Genomic DNA, 19558 nt, shown 5'->3' with positions numbered 1-19558 from the left:
AGGAGTGCGGGTCGGTTGTCCACCCCCGATGCGATCGGATCTTGCACGAGTGAAATCCACAATCTCAGCGATATTCCAACGCCCAATCGGTCAATCTAAAATCTAAACCCTAAACTCTAAACTCTAAACGCCTCAATCATTGTTTAAACTTTAAACAACGATAAGAATTTACAATTATGCCACTGCCTGCAGGTCCGAAAGAGTCTCCCTGGATTCAGCTTTTTCAATGGATTGGCGATCCGTTGGGATACTTACACAAATCTGTTAACAATTACGGTGATTTGTTTACCGCGCGCTTCGGTGCGAGAACCTTTGTGATGGTGAGCAATCCCAAAGATTTAGAAACAATGCTCGCCGCGCCTGAAATCGGCGCCCCCGGAGAAGTCAACGATATTGTCCGTCCTTTACTTGGAGACAATTCGGTCATTTTATTGGGGGGCGATCGCCACAAAAAGCGCCGTAAATTACTGATGCCTCCTTTCCACGGCGAACGAATGCGAAATTATGGAGAGACGATCGCCAACATTGCCGATAAAATTACCTATTCTTGGAATCAGAATACCGCTTTTCTTGCCCGGGATCTCATGCAAGACATCACCTTAGATGTCATTTTGCAAGTCGTGTTTGGCGTGAACTACCGCTATTGAATCAAAGATTACAATAGCGGCTTCCCTCTTCACTGGGGACTGCGCTAGATAGAACTGAAGTTCTACCACATCGTCTTACATCCCCTCCAAGGGCAGTAGAGCGAGTTCCTAACTCTAATATCCGTAAGCCTTCATTTTTGAGATTGATGGCGGCATTGATATCCCTGTCATGATGGGTTTGGCAATGTTCGCAAGTCCAGCTCCTCACATCAAGAGACAGGCTTTTGATTTGATTGAGGCATACATGGCAGGTTTTAGAGGAAGGAAAAAATCGATCGACTTCTAGATCAACTTTTCCTTCTGATTCGGCCTTGTACTTTAACATCGTACAAAACATCCCCCAACCGACATCACTAATCGCTTTGGCGAGTTGGTGATGGCGAACCATACCTATCCCCCCTTTAGTTCCCCCCTTATTAAGGGGGGTTAGGGGGGATTCGACCACAATCACTTGGTTTTCGTTCACTATCTTACGGGATAGCTTGTGGAGAAAATCTTCACGACAGCGACTTATTTTGGCGTGAATCTTGGCAACTTTTACCCGCGATTTATTGCGGTTGTTGCTGCCTTTCCTTTTTCGAGCGTGTTTTTGCTGTTTTCTTTTTAGGTTTCGCGCGTGTTTATCAAAATGCTTGGGATTATTATATTTCGACCCCTCACTGGTAATCGCAAAATCGGTCAGCCCTAAATCAATGCCAATTGCTTTTCCTTCAGTTGAGAGAAGGGGAGGTTCTTTTTTACCCTCTACCAAAACTGAAGCATAATATTTACCATCTGGATTTTTGGAGAGGGTTACAGTTTTGATTTTTCCCTCAAAACTTCGATGCTGACGACAACGCACTAACCCAACTTTAGGCAGTTTGATGTAATTTCCCTCAAACTTAACATTTTGAGGATAACTGATAGATTGCCTTCCCTGCTTGGATTTGAATCGGGGTAATTTTGCCCGTTTCTCAAAGAAGTTTCGATAAGCGGTTGATAAGTTCAACGCCACGACTTGCAAGCATTGGGAATAGACATCTTTTTTGAGCCAAGGGTATTCCTTTTTGAGGGTAGGTAATAATCCCTGAAGATAACCCCTTGATAGACCTTTTCCGGTCGATCGATAAGTCTCTTGGCACAAATTTAACGCATAGTTCCAATACCAACGACAGCAACCAAAGCTCTTGGCTAAAGTCGCTTGTTGCTCGGGGGTTGGATAGATGCGGTATTTGTACGCCTTGAACATTATCGCCGATATAGCCAGATGATCGGATTATAACTGATTTGCCGAAGAGTCGCTTTCATCCCACGATTCACCTTCGGTAGAATCGGGGAATTCCCGCTCCCATTGTTAAATGAAGGTACGCGCCTCGAAGAACTGAAACGCCGTTTGGTCGATCGCATCGAAATGACCAGTGCCAATCCCTTCGGAGCCATTTTTCTGTTCTTACGCTTTTTGCAGAAAGACTGGGGACCGTGGAGTCCGTGGGGTCGGATTATGCAAAAACAACGGCACATGGACGAGGCCATCTACGACTTAATCCGCGATCGCCGTACCCATTTTGACAGCGATCGCGTCGATATTCTCAACCTTTTACTCTCCACCCGCGACGAGAACGGCGAAGGGTTGAGCGATACCGAATTGCGCGACGAATTAGTCACCCTTCTGTTTGCCGGATACGAAACCACCGCCACCGCTTTAGCCTGGGCATTATACTGGATCCACCAATGTCCGGACGTGCGCCAAAAACTGCTCGCCGAACTCGACGGACTCGGCGAAAACCCCGATCCGATGGAGATTTTCCGCTTACCTTACCTCGCCGCCGTGGCCCAAGAAAGCTTGCGGATCGGCTCCCCGGCGATGTTAACGTTTCCGCGTGTGGTCGAACGTCCCGTCGAACTGGGAGGACAAACCTTAGAACCGGGAACGGTTGTCCTCGGTTGCGTCTATCTCACTCACCAGCGCCAAGATCTTTACCCGGAACCGCATTTATTCAAACCCAAACGCTTTTTAGAGCGTCAATTTTCCCCTTACGAGTTCATCCCCTTTGGCGGGGGAAGCCGTCGCTGTATCGGTCTGGCATTAGCGAACTACGAGATGAAGCTAGTGTTAGCAACAATTTTGTCTCGCTGGGAACTCGAAATCGCCGAACAAGATCCGGTCGTTCCCCAACGGCGCGGGGTGTTGCTGGCGCCGAAAGGGGGGATTGCTCTCTGGCACGTTCTATCAATAAAACCTCACGGCATTCCATGTACCCCGGATGTAGGACACGGTAATTTTGGCCTGATTCTTAAACTTGCTTTTTGACCAAAATTCGATCGCATTGTCCGTATCTAGGATGGCGACGGTTTCATTTTTGGGATTGTAGCCGATGAGATTAATATAGTGCAGAGATGTTGTGCCTTTCTCTACGAGAATAATTGCCGGGTCGGTGCGATCGATGTCTCGGCAAAGTTGTGTCCAAAAGTCTGACCAATTTTCCCCGATGTAACGTTTAACCTTTGATTTGCTATGTTTGTTGATATACTTGGCAAGGGAAGAAGGATCGGGGCCGACATCGATGGAGCGATCGAATTGATTCGCCACTTTATTAGCCACTTTAGCCGCTGAAGTAAAGCGTCCACCTGTCACAAGAAAGTCTACAACTTTACCTCCCGTGGTTTGTGGTGCGCCAATTGATTTTGGACAGTTATTGATGAAACTGCGTAAGCCATTTTCTGAACTTTTGTCGCCGTTGAGAATGAGGGCACGATAACCGGAATTTGGGCCACAAGACCAACTTTCTGCTTGCGGTGGAAGTTGCAGGGCTTTTTGGATGCGATCGAGGGGTAAGTGTTTCCATCCGGGTTCGGTTTGGATTCTTTGTTTGAGTTCGTTGATAGACATAAGCGTTTTTTCTTGGAGTTTTCTTTTCTGTAATTCAGGACTTACGCAAATTCTCCTATACAACCCTAAATGTAGGGGTGATTCGCGAATCACCCCTACCAGATATAGAGGTGATGCGTAAGTCCTGTAATTGTGAAACTGTCATTCCCGCGCAGGCGGGAATCCACAAACAATCTCTACTCCATCAGCTAGTGATGGGGAAATCTGAAGCAATTAAAAAGATCGCTATCTGCTATCTGATTTATAAAATACTGAGTCCAAGCAACTCAGAAACCGGGTTTCTGTTCGGGATATCAGAGTGCGATCGCGTCGTTTAGTCAAAAAGCTGGACAAAAGTAGATTCCTAGAGGAGGAATATACTTTTGTTTATTTGCTTCCAGGCAGTAACTTGTTCACAGACTTCATGCCTGAGAGTAGCTGCTTTCCAAGTCCTGGAAATCGACGTCTGGTAATTGATATAAGCTCAATCATTAGGGGCAAATTTTCAAGAATATGCTGAGTAGCACCCAGAAAAAAAGCTCCAGACTGTTCCCACCAAGTTGGTTGTCGTTGAGCTATCATCTCATGAGTTTTCTCCAGTTTTGAGGATACCTCATCTCGTTTTTTTATATAAAACTCCTGAGTCTCCTTGTGTAACTTACCATATTGCGCCCAAGACTGTAGGTTGTAACCAATGTTCTGAGTCATTGCATCGATTTTATTCAAAATGGGGGACTTCAATAACTCTTCTTGAGAATAAATATGCCGCTGGAAAATCCAAAATCCATTTTTCTGGTTAATCTGGGTTTGCACCACAGCAATTTCCCGAAAAATCAGATCGAACCAGTTGCTTAAAGAATTCAAATGATTCAAATTATCCTGTCGCTCGAAGAATGCCATAATGTTTACACCTTTTAAACTTGTTCCACTGCACTTGTTTGTTGTGCATAGTTCTAATTTAGATTAAATAAAAAATTGATCCTCTGGATTTAAGGAAGAATCTCTGAAATCGTTGCATGATAATAATTCTAGGCGCAATCAACTTTTTTGACTAGGATTGACTAAAGACTAAAGTTCCTTAACTACCCCATCGCCCCATCCTGCTGCTGTAGGGGTAATCTAAATCGTAGGGATAAACCGATCGCCTCATCATTTAGCCCGAATAAACGGCTGGATCTAAAATCGCTTATTTTTTATATCCAACCGTTTCCTCTGGCCGTAGCAACAGGCTTAAAAAATCTTTATACCAATCTTAGTATCACCATTTTCATAATTTGCTTCCATATCACGACCGCTCACGATAGCAGCAAGCCCTAAAACTCCTAGCGTACCAATTCCAAAAGCAGCAACAACAGGCCATGTTACACCAGCAGCGGCTGCCGAACCTGCAACTGTTACTGCGCTACCTGCGGCTTTAACGACATTACTCATAATTGGTTGTCCTCCTTATTGCTTCTATTTTTTAATGAAAATACTAATTTTTAATGGTGTTACTGAAGTAAGCTTAGATTCAACCTGGGTGGGCAATGCCCACCTACAGGAAAAGCGGATTAGCTCAAATCACACGGTTCGATTGCCGCTCTGATTACGCAACCTCTTACAGCTCCAGTTGCCGCTCCAGCCGGACCACCTGTTAAACCACCAGTGATGCCACCAGTTACAGCACCTTTTGCACAAGCTTTCGCTCTTTTCGTATTACAAGATTGTGCGGATGAAGAATCAGAATTGTTTGACATTAGTGGCCTCCTATGTGAATGTAAATCTACTGTTTAATCCGTTTAATCGGTATTGTTGTATGCACTTGTTTGTTGTGCATGGTTCTAATGTATCTGGATTTTTTTGACCCCGTGGCGACGATTAGGGAGATAGAAAAATTTTTGGCCAGAAGTTAACTGCCTTAACTTCCCCATCGCCCCATCCTGTTGCTGTAGGGGTAATCTAGATCGTAGGGATAAACCGATCGTAGAAGGGAGTGAACAGCAATGACAGCAGGTAAGCGGCAACGAGGCAAAGTCTTAACCGTCTCTGGACGCAATAAACTCAACGAGGCGATCGAAGCATGGCAAGACGAATATAACCAAAAAGCCACCAATGACGATATTGCAGCACAGGTGCCTGGTGGAATCAGTACCGATACCGTCTCGAAGATTCGCCAAGGGCGCCCCACTGACTTAAGCAAAATTCGAGATTTGTTTGCTGGTTTCGATCTTGACCTGAAAAAAGAGGACTATAGTTCCCCGGACATCAGTTCATCCTCTGACACTGACACCTCTGAATCCTCTGAATGGTCAGTCCTTGAACCACCCCAGGGACAAGTCGGGTTAAATTCTCCTTTATATATAGAACGTCCCCCGATCGAACAGCGCTGTTACGAGACCATCATGCAGCCCGGTGCGCTGATCCGGATCAAAGCCCCCAAGCAAATGGGCAAAACCTCCTTGATGGCGCGAATTGTCGATCGCGCTAAACAGCAAGGCTGTCAAATTGCTACGGTGGACTTTCAAATCATCGATAAAAACGTCCTCACCAACCTGGATCGATTTTTCAAGTGGTTTTGTACTTATGTGGTATTGGAGTTAGACCAAGAGGACGACGAGATCGAAAACACTTGGAAGCCTTCTTTAGGCAGTAAAATGAACTGTTTCCGTTACTTTGAACAGCATATTTTAAAGAAATCCCCGACTCCGATCGTTTTGGCTTTGGATGAAGTCGATCGCATTTTCGAGTATCAAGACATTGCCGAAGACTTTTTGGGACTGTTGCGAGCATGGCATGAAAAAGGAAAGAATTCTCCGACCTGGCAAAAACTGCGATTAATTTTGACTCACTCCACCGAAGTCTATATCCCCATCAATATCAATCAATCTCCATTTAATGTCGGCTTACCTGTGGAGTTGTCCGAGTTTAACCGCGAACAAGTGCAAGAGTTAGCCGAACTCCATCAACTGAAACTATCCGACATTGAGAAGTTAATGAACATGGTGGGGGGACATCCTTACTTAGTGCGGGTAGCGTTATATCATCTCGCTGAGAAAAATAAAAATACCGAGAAGAATGCTGATAACAATGCCGATAAAAATGAAAATCCTAGTGATTTAGTTTTATTGTTAACAGATGCCCCCACTGAAGCCGGAGTCTATAGCGATCACCTCCGCCGTCACTTATCGAAGTTAGAAGCAAAGCCCGATCTCGCCGCAGCCATGAAACAGGTGGTTGAATCTGAGAGCAGCATTTCTTTAAAGCCAACGTTAGCTTATCAACTCAACTCTATGGGGTTAACGAAACAGCAAGAAGGGGATAAAGTTGAGGTGCGTTACCAACTATACCGAAAATATTTCGGCACCCATTTGTGATCGGGAGTATTCTTTCAGCATCGTGAAGCACGTTCGTTCCTTCGTGTTCTTCGTGTCTTTGTGGTAAATTATCCCACGATTTTGCTAACCACTTTCGTCACAAAGAACACAAAGAATTTCATCAAGACTCACCCAAACATCACCCATGAACTCACCCATCAAACCCAATTACTATCATGTGGGCGGCGCCGTACCCACACAAGCAACCAGCTATGTGACTCGAAAAGCCGACACCGAACTTTATCAAGGATTAAAATCTGGAGAATTTTGCTACATATTTAATGCCCGACAAATGGGCAAATCCAGTTTACGTATCCACACCATCCAAAAATTAGAAGCAGAAGGATTTACCTGTATCGACATCGATATGTCTTTGCAGGTTAACAAAGATATTACCCCTGATGAGTTTTATCTGGGAATTTTATACGAAATTAGTCAACATCCCGATCTTGAGGATAAAGTAGATATTTTTACTTGGTGGGATGAACACGATCGCTTAAATACCGCCACTCGCTTCAGCATCTTTATTGAAGATGTTTTACTGGAACATATCACCAGCAATACGGTAATTTTTCTTGATGAAATCGACAGCACCCTTTCTCTCGATTTTTCCGTGAATGATTTTTTTGAAATTATGCGGTCTTGCCATAATGAATGCCGAAATCGCTCATCAACTCCCTGTCTCACGTTTGTCTTATTAGGAGTGACAACTCCCTATGATTTACTCAAAGACAAAGAAGACAAATCAGACACCACTAGCACCCCCTTTAATATTGGCACAGCCATCCAACTATCAGGATTTACCTTAACCGAAGCCCAACCCTTAGCCGCTGGTCTCACGGAAACTTGCCAAAATCCCGATCGCGTTCTGGAAGAAATCTTAAACTGGACGGCAGGCAAACCCTTTTTAACCCAAAAAATTTGTAAAATTATTGTCGATTCAGGAGAATTTATTGCGGCAGGCAGTGAAGCCGCACAAGTAGAAAACCTGGTACAAACCAAAATTATTGATAATTGGGAATCTCAAGATGTGCCGGAACACCTAAAAACGATTCGCGATCGGCTTTTATTTCCAGATTATCATCTTAATCGCCGCTTAGGAACTTATCAAAAGATTTTTCAAGCTTCTGTAAATGCTGATGATGAAAGTGTAGAACAGCGGCAATTACGATTATCGGGGGCGGTCATCAAACAAGATGGAAAATTGGCGATCGCGAATCGAATTTATGAAATTATCTTCGATCTCAACTGGGTCAAAACACAATTAGCTGAACAACGTCCTTATAACGATGCTTTTCAAGCTTGGCAAGAGTCAGGAGAAGAAGATACTTCACATCTTCTTCAAGGAGAAGAATTAGAAACAGCGTTACAGTGGGCAAAAGATAAATTTTTATCGGAAAAAGATTTTGAATTTTTGATTGAAAGTCAACAATTAATTTTAGCTAAAAATGAAATAGACAAATTGCAGGTTATTAAATTCATTAAAGAAAATTCAATCAAACTTAAACAGCAAGAGCAAACTATTAGGCAGCAAGAAGAAATAATTCAACAACAAGCCCAAAAAATCAAAGAAAAGAATAAAATAAAAAGCCAAAATTAAACATCTAATCAAAAACCGGCTAAATCAACACACTCTACCTGGCTTTACCTCACTTCTACCTCGCGGTTCATTTCAAATAACGTGCGATCGCCTCGACTCAGCCGATATTCGCCGCGCCAGACCCCCGGCAAAATCGGGCGTTCTTCCGTGTTGCGCTTGCCGACATAACCCATCCAGGTTTTGCTGGGTTGTTCGATCGCCTGTTCGTGTTCCGCATAAACTTTGCCATCGGGTCCGGTTAACTTGAAGTGACCGACATCGCCGGCGAGAACGCCGTAGGTTTGCACCCAAAATAACAACGCGGGAATCTCTTCAGAAAAGGTCGTTTCTCTAAATTTACCGTCCCACAAATCGTCCATCGTCGGGCCTTGCGTAGAAAATCCGGCGCGGATCGGTCCGGTGGGGGTGTACTCCCAAGATTCGGCCCAAATCGGTTCGCGATCGACTTGGCAACCGGATCCGGCATTGGGGCCGACAAAGGGATCGACCACTTCACCGTTGTAGCGGACACTGAGATGGACGTGGGGGAAGGAGGCGGCGCCGGAGGTGCCGACTTGACCTAAGATCGTCCCGGTTTTAACTTCGGTGCCCGACTCGACGGCGAGACTCCCTTGACGGAGGTGACAGTATTGGGTTTCCCATCCGCCGCCATGGTCGATGACCAGACCGTTGCCGCATTCGATGCCTTCGACTTGTTCGCGCTGTTCGGGGTCGGTAATGCGGCGATCGCCCACCCCATCGCGGGCGCGCAAAACCGTTCCCGGCGCGGCAGCGAGGACGTTGACCCCTTGCGCCATCGTCACTTCGTCGGCAATGCCGAAATCGGTGCCTTTATGTCCGTCGTAGGTTTGGCGTCCGCAGCCGAAATCGACGGCTTGCGGGCCGGGGTCGCGATCGGGATAGAGTAGAATAAAGCAATCTTCGCCGAGGGTGCAATCAATCGGCTGTGCAAAGCGGGGATTGTCCCTAAAGTTGGTCGCGATCGCCCCTGTTTGTTCGATTTTTTGCGGTTCGGGATCGAGGTTTTGTTCCGAACGCAAATAACTGGGAATGCTCACCAGCATCAAGGTCAGCAGAAAGGGGATTAAATATTTGCGGTGCATGGCGATCGTAGAATTTGTGGGAGTTGCAATATAATCTCAGACGCAAAAGAGGCGATCGCGGTTTCGTAAAATGACGGGCGATCGCCCAAGAAACATCGTATTTTTTTTGTCTATTTTAGTATTTTCTCAGAAATTAAGTTCGCACGATCTTAGTCGTTTTAGAAAAACAAAGGCATTATTTTTAAAAATACAAAGTACTTTTTAAAACCGAGTTTTCAAGTGAGCGTTCTTGAAAAATTAAGCGAGAAAAACTCGGTCAGGAGAAAAGCCGATCGCCGTTCGGATAAAATAAAACATCGATCGGGGGCGATCGAACAATGGGGGGCGATTGTTGTCAGTCAAGCTTTAATTGACTTTGCTACATACGTTAATTTTTCCATCCTAATGAGATCCAAACTACTCTCCTTACTTTCAACCATTCGCCTGCTCGGATTGTGTGCTGCCGCTTTCTCAATTTGGCTATTTGCCGAAATTGCCGATGAAGTTCTCGAACAAGAAACAACGACCTTAGACACCCAAATTTTACTCGCGCTCAAAAATTTACACAGTCCCCTCCTCGACCAAATCATGACCGGAATTACCTTTCTCGGGGAACCGATCTCGATTATTAGTTTATGCTTGCTGTTTGGGGGGATCTTGTGGAAGCAAGGACGACGGGCCGAGGCGACGACGATCGCGATCGCCGCCGGAGGATCCGCACTGTTAAATTACATTCTCAAAGGTATTTTCAGCCGCAGCCGACCTGCCTTGTGGGATCGCATCGTCGATGTCGGTTACTACAGTTTTCCGAGCGGTCATGCGATGGTTTCCCTGGTCATGTACGGTATTCTCGGTTATTTGATGGCGACTCGCTTTCCCAAGTGGCGCCTCGCGATCGCCGTATTGACGATGATTCTAGTCGGCGCGATCGGTCTGAGTCGGCTCTATTTAGGCGTTCACTGGCCCACGGACGTGATTGCAGGATATACGGCGGGCATCGTTTGGCTGGTGACCTGCATCCTCAGCTTACAAGTTTGGCGGATCTATCGCAGCGCTAAAGCGAATTCGCAGGAGTTGAACTTTTAGAGACTGTTTATAAAATAAACATTAACAGCCCGGTTTGCGAAGAAGCCATCGCCGCAGCATCAAACGACACAGGGCAGCCATCGGCTTACCCCAACTCTCTGAGCGTTTCTATGTTGCCCTGTAGGGGTTTGGTTGCCAAACCCCCACTTCTCTAGGGTTTGGCAACCAAACCCCTACATAATTTTTTGGTATTTTCTTGATAAACAGTCTCTGAAATCCCGGGATCTTCTCAACCTCGCGATAGAAGTAGGGCGATCGGCTTTTAAAATAGGGTGAGGCGTTATCCTCAACACATTCGATGCATTTAACTTGGTTTGATAGTAATTCCTGGCTGATCGAACTAGCGGGAAAGCGGATACTCCTCGATCCTTGGTTGGTCGGTCCGTTGGTCTTCGGTAATTTACCGTGGTTATTTAAAGGAGAACGCCACGGCGGCGATCGCCCGATTCCAGAAAATATCGATTTAATTTTACTCTCCCAAGGATTAGAAGATCACGCCCATCCTCCAACCCTCAAACTGCTCGATCGCGCCCTCCCGGTGGTCGCTTCGGTCAATGGGGCGCGAGTAGCGCGCGATCTCGGATTCGAGCAGGTGCGCGAACTGCCCCACTCTCAAACCTTCAATCTGGACGCTCGATTAGAAATTCAAGCCTTTCCCGGGGCGCCCATCGGTCCACTGTTAACAGAAAATGCTTACGTTCTCAGAGATTTAGAAACGGGGACGAGTTTGTATTACGAACCCCACGGCTATCCGTCGCCGTCGTTGAAAGAGATCGCCCCGGTCGATGTGGCGATTACCCCGATCGTCGATTTAACGTTACCGATTCTCGGCCCGATTATTCAAGGCAAACAAACGGCGTTGGACGTGGCGCGTTGGCTGCGACCGCAGGTGATGTTACCGACGGCGGCGGGAGGCGACGTGGTATTTGAGGGAATGTTAAATGCGGCGTTGCGCGCCAGTGGGAGTGCGGAAGATTTTCGCTCGATGTTGGCAAAAAATGAGCTTTCCACTCAGTTAATCGAAGTTAAACCCGGTGCGCGCGTCGAAATTCCTCTGGCCGATCGCCGAACCAATGCTGCGTGAGAGGTGTAGTGAGAAAAATGTCCCTTCACTCTTAATGTATAATCTAGAATCTAGAATCTAAAAAAATTCCCTCACGCCGATCGCCGTTCCCAAGGCTGTAACTGGCGTTGTTGCAATTGGTGCATGTGGTCGAACAGCCGCCAGCAATACTGTTCCGGCAGTCCGCAGGTAATGGCACCGCGCAGGACGACGTTAAAATACCAGTCGTTGGGGGCGAGTTCGGTGGGGAGTTTGTCGATCGCCGTATAAGTTCTCACATTTGGGTAGATTTTACCCTGCGATCGCACCTCTACGGTTTCGTGATGATAACCGATCTCGCGTTCGTCGAGGCGATCGCTCAACCGCCAGGGTAACTGGTAAAGCACCCCTTCCACGGCAGCATTCGGGTCTTTGACCACATCGAGAACGCCGCAATTTCTCAACGAGGAATAAGCGTAGAACGCCAGACGATAACCTTTCAAGGTCGCCGGACCGATCGCGTAAGCGTGGGTTCTCTCGCCGAGCGATCGCTTCAAATCTACCGGACACATGCACGACCCGTAAGCAAAGTATAAAAATGTCGGTTCCGGATTCGCAACGGCGCGTAAAGTGCCCAAATGCGAATCGCGGTGAGTCTGTTGAGTCCGCAGAGCGTGAAACTGTCCGGCGTGAACCTTCATAACGGCTGAGTCGTGTTATCTAACGAACAGGATTGTAACAGGATAGTTCAAAGAATACAACACAATCCCGACCGATAAACCGTAGATTAATAAAATCTTTAAAATCACGAGTCGCCGAGGTCGATCGACAGGGTACTCAAGCGGCGATCGCCACGATCTTCGAGGGGAACCACGAGGCGATCGCCCGCCTATTCCAAACGGCGTTCCGTCGCCAGCAGGCGCTTACCGGGAGGCAAATGGACGCGCTGTCCCGTTCGATCCGCTAAATTGTAAACGAATAAGCTCGGCTGACCTCCGGCGTCGTCAATCCCGAGGACGAGGCGATCGCTCGTTTCCGAAAAATCCGGGCGCGGCGCCGCGAGTCGTTCCGTTTCCGTTTCTGCAAACACCAATTGGCGATCGCCCGTTTCCAGATTGAAAGCATAAACTTTAGCCAAACCGACCTCACCGGAATCCCGACGGCGGGGACGATTGACGTAGAGGAGGGTTAAAAACAGGGTTTAAATTTCTCCCTAAAGTTTTTTGAAATTACTCAGTTTTTATGCTCAAATAAAAATTTGAGTAAGTTTAGAAGGACTGAAGCCGCAAAAATCGCGGATTTCAGTATTGTAAAGTTTAACTAAATACATAGTCAAGTATAGTCATTCCTGTTAAGATATAACCATGAAACTCTCAGACTATGCCAAAAAAGCCGGGGTGAGTTATCAAACGGCGTGGAGATGGTGGCAAAAAAGTCATCTAACGGGCTATCAACTTCGGGAACAATTATCATTACCGAAGAAGGGAAGAAGAAAACCGAGAGAATGGCCTGTATTTATGCCAGAGTCTCTAGTGCAGAAAATAAAGATCACCTTGAGCGACAAGCGGAACGGTTAAAAGATTATGCTATTGCCAGAGGCTATCAAATTTATAAAGTCGTCAAAGAAATTGGCAGTGGTTTAAATGATAATCGTCCAAAATTGGCTAAGGTTTTAACCGATTCCCATTACGATATATTGATAGTGGAGCATAAAGACCGTTTGGCGAGGTTGGGGACAAATTACCTTGAGATCCGGTTAAAAGAGAGGGGAAAAACCGTTGAGATTGTCAATCATAGCGAGGATCGACAAGATGAATTGATGGAAGATTTAATTGCTATCATTACTTCATTCTGTTCTCGTCTTTATGGATGAAGACGCTCGAAACGGAAAACCGAAAAAATTATTGCCGAATTAAAGGAACGCTAGTGAAATTAGTCGAAAGACATATAATCAAAAAAGGTCATAGGTTTTGGGATGAGATCGATGAGTTATCATGGCATTCCAAAAATCTCTACAATGCGGCTAATTATCTAATCCGTCAAAACTTTATTTATGGTCATGGTTACTTAAACTATAACCGGATGGATAAATTAATGCAGAAGACGGAGCAATATCGCGCTTTACCAGCTAAAGTCTCTCAACAGGTGTTACGAGGATTAGACAAAAACTGGCAATCCTTTTTTGCCGCCAATCAAGCCTACAAAGTCAACAAGGAGAAGTTTTTAGTCAACCCGAAAATCCCCAAATATAAAAACAGTCAGAAAGGTCGTCACTTATTGGTGTACGTGAAACAGGCTCTAAGTAAAGTGGCTTTAAAAAAAGGTAAAATCAAATGCTCAAAAACCCAAATAGAGTTGGAGACTTCTGTAGCCGAAAAAGTAGTGGAGGTGAGAATCGTTCCTCGATGCGATTGTTATATCATTGAGGTCATTTATGAAGAAATAGAACAAACATTGAAATCCAATGAATGGGTCGCTAGTGTGGATTTAGGTGTAGATGTTTTAATGGCTGTAACTTCTAATCAACCGGACTTTGTTCCTCTGTTGATAAATGGCAGACCCTTAAAAAGCCTGAATCAATTCTACAATAAACGAAAAGCCTTTCTCCAATCCCAATTAAAAGGAAATCGACCCACCTCTAAGAGAATCCAGCGTCTGACTCGATGCCGAAATCAAAAAGTGGAGAACTATCTCCATCGAGCCAGCCGTTATCTGGTCAATCTACTGCTTGATAAAAATATTACTACTTTAGTCATTGGCAAAAATGAGGGGTGGAAACAAAATGCCAAGATGGGGAAAGTTAACAACCAAAACTTTGTGGGAATTCCTTTCAACCGTCTGATTGAAATGTTGACCTATAAATGTCAATTAGTAGGGATTAAAGTGGTTCTAACTGAAGAGAGTTATACGAGTCAGTCGAACTTTTTCAACTTAGATCCGCTTCCGGTTTATGGAGAAACGGTAAAATAGCAGTCCTAAATGATTCATGGAAGCTTTTTTTGTTATAATATACACGGAAGATTCTCAATATCAGACAGACCTCATGAATATCATAGACGAGCTAGATAATTTCATTGAAAATACCACAAATACCAAAGAAATGAAGAGAGCATTGGCAGCCAAAATGAAATTATCTGGTCAACCCTCTAAGAAAATTGAAGAAATATTAAATGTTTCTTCGAGCTTCGTTAGTCAATGGAAAAATAAAGCAATTTTTGAGGGTGTTGAGAGTTTGAATCTTCAATACAAAGGAAGTAAAGGCTATCTAAAACCGGAAGAAAAAACACAAATCACTTCATGGATAAGACAACAAGAGTATTTGAGATTGTCTGACTTAAAACGATATTTGCAGCAAGAATACAACGTGATTTATTCTTCAAATCAAAGTTATTATGACTTGCTGAAAGCGGCTGGCATGAGCTGGAAAAAGTCGCAAAAAAAGAATCCAGCCAAAGATGAAAAGCTAGTCAAAAAAAAAGAAGAAGAAATTCAAAAGAAGCTTAAGGACTGGGAAGAGGATATCAAAGCTGGAAAGCTTGCTGTGTTTATGATTGATGAATGTCATCTTCTTTGGGGAGACGTCTTGGGTTTTGTTTGGGGAAGAAAAGATATAAGAGTCGAAATTCCCATTAAAAACCAAAAAAGTCGCCAAAGTTATTATGGCGCTTTAGATTACCAAACTCATGAATTTATTCTTCAAGAATACCCGAAAGCCGATACCGACAATACCATTCAGTTTATACAATACTTACGAGAACAAAGACCGGGACAAAAATTAGCCATTTTTTGGGATGGTGCCAGGTATCACGACTCTCAACAATTTCGAGATTTTTTAAAAGAGCTAAATGAAGGCTTAGAAGAAGATGAATGGTTGATTACTTGTACGAAGTTTGCTCCGAATGCTCCCGAGCAAAATCCAGTTGAAGATATTTGGCTGCAAACTAAAAATTTCTTGAGAACATTTTATTTTTTATGTGATTCATTTAAAAGAGTTAAAGAGCTATTCAAGATATTTGCTGATGGCCAAGTTTTTGATTTCCCTAAGCTATATTCTTATGGATTTTTGCCACAAATGACTTAGGATTGCTAAAGTTCCTAAGTTTACGGGAAAAAGAATTAAAAGAGGTCTTTACCGGACTGATACAGGATTATTGTGTCAAGCGGATATCTTAGGCTCCTATAATATCTTAAGAAAAGCATTCCCAAATGCCTTTATGGGCTATGGGATAGAGAGGTGCGTAGTTCACCCAAGGAGAATTAATCTCTCGAAGCCAAAATGAAGGGGATTTTTGAAATAGAATCCATGTCTTGTTTATATCTGACTATATTTTGGTTAACTATTATCGGCTGAAGAATTAAGAATTTGACATCCTGCCAAAGATAACCCTGCAACGCTGACGAGGATCGCACTGACGTCGATCGAGCAGGGTTTGGCGAATGGCATAACAAAATCCTCCTGCGATCGAATATATTTTAGAGTTTAGAGTTTAGAGTTTAGATTTTTAGATTTTTAGATTTTAAACGGCTGGGGCGATCGCCCGATCGCCGTGGCAACAGTGGAGATCGAAGAGGGAAAGTATATATTTTTACCTCTGTTCTCCCCTAAATTTACAGTGATTTCGGTAATTTTTGAATGCGATCGGCTATTTCGCCCCATCTTTCTCTTCGGCGTAGCCCGTTTTGGGAGAGGGCTGCGACGCTTCGGGATTTTCCAGGGCGATCGCCCGTCCGAGCAGATCCGTGCGATAAATCCAACGATGGGAAATTTCCAGACGCCATCCTTCTACCGCTTCCGACGGACAAAGGGACGGATTACTCCCGAGTCCCAAACAGCGATCGGGCCATACTCGTTTTTGGCGATCGGTAATCTCGAATTGTTCCGGCGGCAATCCGGTTTTCTGGGACAGATCGGCAAAAACAGCCTCGCCGACCGCCAGATCCAGATGAATCACTTCTTTGTAATATTTGAGAATCGTACTCGTATTTTTAACCAATTTGCGGGCAATGCGGATCGGGTCGGGACTGGCCCGTGCGCTATTGGTATTGTTAAAATTTGCATCCCAAAATAGCACCCCGGTTAACATCAGGGCGAGAATGAGAGGACGCGGTTGTTTTGGGGGGGTTGGGCGATCGGATTGTTGTTTCATCGCAGTTCTCCAGGGTTGAGGAGAGCAGCAAGGTCTTGGGGAGGAGATCGCGCGATCGGCAGGCAATAGAAAGCGGGATTTCGCTCCTTCCTCGAACGGATCGAAGGATAACTATGACGACAGACCCACCGTGCTGTTAAGTTCCACAGATCGCTACTTCCAAATGATGGTTTTTCCTTCCGGGATTGTAACAATCGATTTTGGGCAATGGCCCGCGATCGCCTCTGTTACTGCCTAAAATTCAAACAGCCAACAGAATTGGATTCACTTCGCGCTTTCTTGTCCGAGTGCTTGCAACTTGGCAAACTCCCGAGCAGAGATCCGCGTTCTCGGTGGGGTAATTCGCATCAACGGATCGCCGAAAATCGTAATTTTCCACGGATCGGATTCTAACTGACGGGCGGCGATCGCCAACGGCGACGATCGCAACACCCGCCGCACTAATAATTTTGGGGGAATAAACGCCGATAAATAGGGTTCGTGAACGCTACCGACATACACGTAAGCGCCGTTCTGCAACCAGCGACCCGCCACCGTATTGAGATCGTCGGGTCGAACCGTAGACCAACTGTGAATGAAGTGAACCGCCGCCGGAACTTGTAGAGTAGGAATATCATCGACCGAGGCTTCGCCTCGTCCGACGGAAAAGGTATCGTGTCCGCCGAGGGAATTGACCCAAACTAAATCGAAATTCCAATCGTCCGCACTCAATTGCTGCCACTTTTCCAAGGTAGACTCGGGCCGTTCGACTAAAGTCACGTTGAGGCCAAAATTATGCAGTTGCGCTGCTGCATCGGTCATTTCGTATTCCAGCCAAGTCCCTTCCTTGCGATAACTGTCGTAAAGGAGGGCATTTTCGGAATCGAGGAAGATCGAGGACATGGCTTGATAGAGCGATCGCGCGGCGGAACCGTAGATCCAGCCGAAAACCGCCCAGCGTTCGCCGTTGCGGTGGCGTCCCAAACCGTCGGTCACGGCCCGGGGTTCGGCTTCCTCGGCGCTGGGTTGGTATTTGACGGCGAGTTCGCGCGCCAGCACTACGGTATCGATCGCGTCGCCGAGGTCTTTGTAGGGATAGCCCGCTTCTTCGACTTTTTGTTCAATTTCAGCGTTTAAGGCTTGCCAGCGATCGGGGGTCAGTTGGTCGTTAGCGGTGCCGAAATCGCCGTCGAGAAAGACGAGGGGTTGACCGCGATCGGCGGCTAAGGCAACGGCGGCAGGCCAAGCTGGGTCTGTCTCGGAGGCGATCGCCACTCCTGGCGGTTCCCACCCGATCGCTTGCCATTGTTGGGGTAAGGATTCCGGGTCGGCAGCTTCCCAAGCCGTCGCCACCGCTTGGCGCAAGGCTTGGCGGCGTCGTTGGGGATCTTCCGGGAGGCGATCGCCCGTGGCTTCCAGGTGAATGACTTCCGCCGCTTGAAAGCGCCGCAAAAACATCGGCGTGTAGGTGTCGTCTTCGATTAAAATCGGCCAGCGTCCTTGCAAACTCCATTCGGAAATGGCTTGTAAAAAGGTGGCTTCGTCGGGAACGAGAACGACGCGATCGACTGTGGGAATGCGATCGCGCACGACCTGCACTTTTAAGCCACTTTGGACGGGCCACGGTTCGCTTTTGGCGCTTTCGGGTAAGGCAAAAGATGCGGCAACGGGAGTGGATTGATTAAAAATCGAACATCCGGCAAGGGCGACGGCGGCGGCGGCGATCGAGGAAATTAAATAAAGCCCTTTTTTCATAAATGCTTAGGAAGGTTCGCGGCTCGATAAAATGAATATAAATTGATGCTATCACGGCAATTTAAAGTTTTTGATAAGATGGAAATCATGTTTTTAAGGTTTTGATAAACCTAGATTTTGAAATTGAAAATTTTCTTCTGTACCCGATCGCGAGCGAGATTGACGTTGATTTTGGAGTAAAAGAAATGAGTGAAACGAATAATATTGCCGTGACTGGCGGCGATCGCGCCCGCACTTGGGCAACGGCAGCCGCGATTTTAGCTGCTTTTACAATTAATGTTTTATCGAATATCGTCCCATTAAAAGGTCAAAGTATTGGCGACATTTCTAACAGTGTATTTAGAGATGTATTGATTATTCCTGCCAATTATGCCTTCGCTATTTGGGGAGTGATTTACCTCGGGTTAATTAGTTTTGCCATCTATCAAGCTCTGCCCCAACAGCAAGCCGATCCGCGCTTGCGACGGGGAGGATATTGGATGGTTGTAGCCAGTTTGTCGCAGATCGTTTGGGTATTTTTGTTTCAATTAGGTTCGTTTGCCCTTTCCGTCGTGGCGATGTTGGGGATTTTAGGGTCGTTAATCGTCCTGTATCTACAGTTGGGAATCGGTCGCGTTCCCCACTCCCGGCGACAGAGGTGGTGGGTCGATGTTCCGATCTCGATTTATTTAGGCTGGATTAGCGTAGCGACAATTGTTAATATTGCCAGTACCCTAGATTATATAAACTGGGGCGGGTTCGGTCTGAGTGGGGAACTGTGGACGATTTTAATGTTAGCGATCGCCGGGGCGATCGCCGCGATCGTCGGCTTACAACGGGGAGATCTGGCCTTTAACGCGGTGTTTATCTGGGCGTTCGTCGCCATTGCCGTGCGTCACGGCGATCGCCTTGCCATTGTCGCGACGGCGTTGGGGGAGGCGATCGCCCTCGCCCTTATTTTATTATGGGATATCCAGCAGCGTTCTCAGGCCAGGTGAAACGCAACGTCGATCAAAAGTACGATAAACAGCATTGGTACT

19 protein-coding genes are annotated in these 19558 nt (G+C 45.9%); 10 read left to right on the top strand and 9 right to left on the bottom strand.

From position 1 onward, the window contains the following. Nucleotides 1-176: 176 nt before the first annotated feature. Entirely contained in the window at nt 177-647 is a 471-nt protein-coding gene (locus HCG48_RS18200) for a cytochrome P450 (RefSeq protein ID WP_168570416.1), read from the top strand. 1 nt (nt 648) lies between these two features. Here the strand turns inward: HCG48_RS18200 and HCG48_RS18195 are convergent, their stop codons facing one another. After that, a complete protein-coding gene (locus tag HCG48_RS18195; RefSeq protein ID WP_168570415.1) occupies nt 649-1875 on the bottom strand; it encodes an RNA-guided endonuclease InsQ/TnpB family protein in 1227 nt (408 codons plus the stop codon). A gap of 102 nt (nt 1876-1977) precedes the next feature. Between HCG48_RS18195 and HCG48_RS18190 the strand changes: the two genes are divergently transcribed. Further along, complete coding sequence (locus tag HCG48_RS18190) at nt 1978-2937, top strand: cytochrome P450 (RefSeq protein ID WP_246259616.1); 960 nt, start codon at nt 1978-1980, stop codon at nt 2935-2937. Here the strand turns inward: HCG48_RS18190 and HCG48_RS18185 are convergent. From HCG48_RS18185 to HCG48_RS18175, 3 genes are all read right to left on the bottom strand, one after another. Continuing rightward, on the bottom strand, nt 2857-3516 hold the full coding sequence (locus HCG48_RS18185) for a C39 family peptidase (protein ID WP_168570414.1): 660 nt from the start codon (nt 3514-3516) through the stop codon (nt 2857-2859). The genes HCG48_RS18190 and HCG48_RS18185 overlap by 81 nt on opposite strands. 366 nt (nt 3517-3882) lie before the next feature. Further along, nucleotides 3883-4395: a hypothetical protein gene (locus tag HCG48_RS18180; protein WP_168570413.1), complete on the bottom strand. Its 513-nt coding sequence runs from the start codon at nt 4393-4395 to the stop codon at nt 3883-3885. A gap of 330 nt (nt 4396-4725) precedes the next feature. Next, entirely contained in the window at nt 4726-4926 is a 201-nt protein-coding gene (locus HCG48_RS18175) for a hypothetical protein (protein ID WP_168570412.1), read from the bottom strand. A 551-nt stretch (nt 4927-5477) separates the two neighbouring features. Between HCG48_RS18175 and HCG48_RS18170 the strand changes: the two genes are divergently transcribed. Together HCG48_RS18170 and HCG48_RS18165 are read left to right on the top strand one after the other, a co-directional pair. Continuing rightward, nucleotides 5478-6848, top strand: coding sequence for an AAA-like domain-containing protein (locus HCG48_RS18170; RefSeq protein ID WP_168570411.1), 1371 nt, complete (start codon nt 5478-5480; stop codon nt 6846-6848). 145 nt (nt 6849-6993) lie between these two features. Next, nucleotides 6994-8448 (top strand): AAA-like domain-containing protein, encoded by a 1455-nt coding sequence (locus tag HCG48_RS18165; protein WP_168570410.1) that lies wholly within the window; start codon nt 6994-6996, stop codon nt 8446-8448. Nucleotides 8449-8492: 44 nt separating this feature from the next. Here HCG48_RS18165 and HCG48_RS18160 read toward each other — a convergent pair whose 3' ends face one another. After that, on the bottom strand, nt 8493-9551 hold the full coding sequence (locus HCG48_RS18160) for a M23 family metallopeptidase (protein WP_168570409.1): 1059 nt from the start codon (nt 9549-9551) through the stop codon (nt 8493-8495). 219 nt (nt 9552-9770) lie between these two features. On the opposite strand from HCG48_RS18160, the gene HCG48_RS18155 reads away from it, so the two are divergent. Together HCG48_RS18155 and HCG48_RS18150 are read left to right on the top strand one after the other, a co-directional pair. Continuing rightward, nucleotides 9771-10616 (top strand): phosphatase PAP2 family protein, encoded by an 846-nt coding sequence (locus tag HCG48_RS18155; RefSeq protein ID WP_246259614.1) that lies wholly within the window; start codon nt 9771-9773, stop codon nt 10614-10616. A gap of 298 nt (nt 10617-10914) precedes the next feature. After that, on the top strand, nt 10915-11700 hold the full coding sequence (locus HCG48_RS18150) for an MBL fold metallo-hydrolase (protein WP_168570408.1): 786 nt from the start codon (nt 10915-10917) through the stop codon (nt 11698-11700). Between the two features lie 71 nt (nt 11701-11771). Here HCG48_RS18150 and HCG48_RS18145 read toward each other — a convergent pair whose 3' ends face one another. Both HCG48_RS18145 and HCG48_RS18140 read right to left on the bottom strand, forming a co-directional pair. Continuing rightward, nucleotides 11772-12359, bottom strand: coding sequence for a gamma-glutamylcyclotransferase (locus HCG48_RS18145; RefSeq protein WP_168570407.1), 588 nt, complete (start codon nt 12357-12359; stop codon nt 11772-11774). Between the two features lie 188 nt (nt 12360-12547). Next, nucleotides 12548-12796, bottom strand: coding sequence for a hypothetical protein (locus tag HCG48_RS18140; RefSeq protein ID WP_168570406.1), 249 nt, complete (start codon nt 12794-12796; stop codon nt 12548-12550). 282 nt (nt 12797-13078) lie between these two features. Here HCG48_RS18140 and HCG48_RS18135 point away from each other — a divergent pair, with 282 nt between their 5' ends. From HCG48_RS18135 to HCG48_RS18125, 3 genes are all read left to right on the top strand, one after another. Then, entirely contained in the window at nt 13079-13531 is a 453-nt protein-coding gene (locus HCG48_RS18135) for an IS607 family transposase (protein ID WP_246260113.1), read from the top strand. Further along, a complete protein-coding gene (locus HCG48_RS18130; protein ID WP_210437080.1) occupies nt 13528-14628 on the top strand; it encodes an RNA-guided endonuclease InsQ/TnpB family protein in 1101 nt (366 codons plus the stop codon). The genes HCG48_RS18135 and HCG48_RS18130 overlap by 4 nt, the downstream gene beginning before the upstream one ends. 73 nt (nt 14629-14701) lie before the next feature. Next, a complete protein-coding gene (locus HCG48_RS18125; RefSeq protein ID WP_168571816.1) occupies nt 14702-15739 on the top strand; it encodes an IS630 family transposase in 1038 nt (345 codons plus the stop codon). A 562-nt stretch (nt 15740-16301) separates the two neighbouring features. Here HCG48_RS18125 and HCG48_RS18120 read toward each other — a convergent pair. Both HCG48_RS18120 and HCG48_RS18115 read right to left on the bottom strand, forming a co-directional pair. Then, nucleotides 16302-16805, bottom strand: a complete 504-nt coding sequence (locus HCG48_RS18120; RefSeq protein WP_168570404.1) for a DUF8738 domain-containing protein — start codon at nt 16803-16805, stop codon at nt 16302-16304. 264 nt (nt 16806-17069) lie between these two features. Next, the gene (locus tag HCG48_RS18115) at nt 17070-18539 is read right to left on the bottom strand and encodes a hypothetical protein (protein WP_168570403.1); all 1470 of its coding nucleotides are present in this window, start codon (nt 18537-18539) and stop codon (nt 17070-17072) included. 185 nt (nt 18540-18724) lie between these two features. Between HCG48_RS18115 and HCG48_RS18110 the strand changes: the two genes are divergently transcribed. Then, nucleotides 18725-19516, top strand: a complete 792-nt coding sequence (locus tag HCG48_RS18110; RefSeq protein WP_210437079.1) for a TspO-related membrane protein — start codon at nt 18725-18727, stop codon at nt 19514-19516. Nucleotides 19517-19558: the final 42 nt, after the last annotated feature.

This window comes from Oxynema aestuarii AP17 (assembly GCF_012295525.1).
Classification (GTDB): Bacteria; Cyanobacteriota; Cyanobacteriia; order Cyanobacteriales; family Laspinemataceae; genus Oxynema; species Oxynema aestuarii.
Note: the sequence above shows the minus strand (reverse complement) of the source record. Positions and strands in the feature narration are given on the sequence as shown.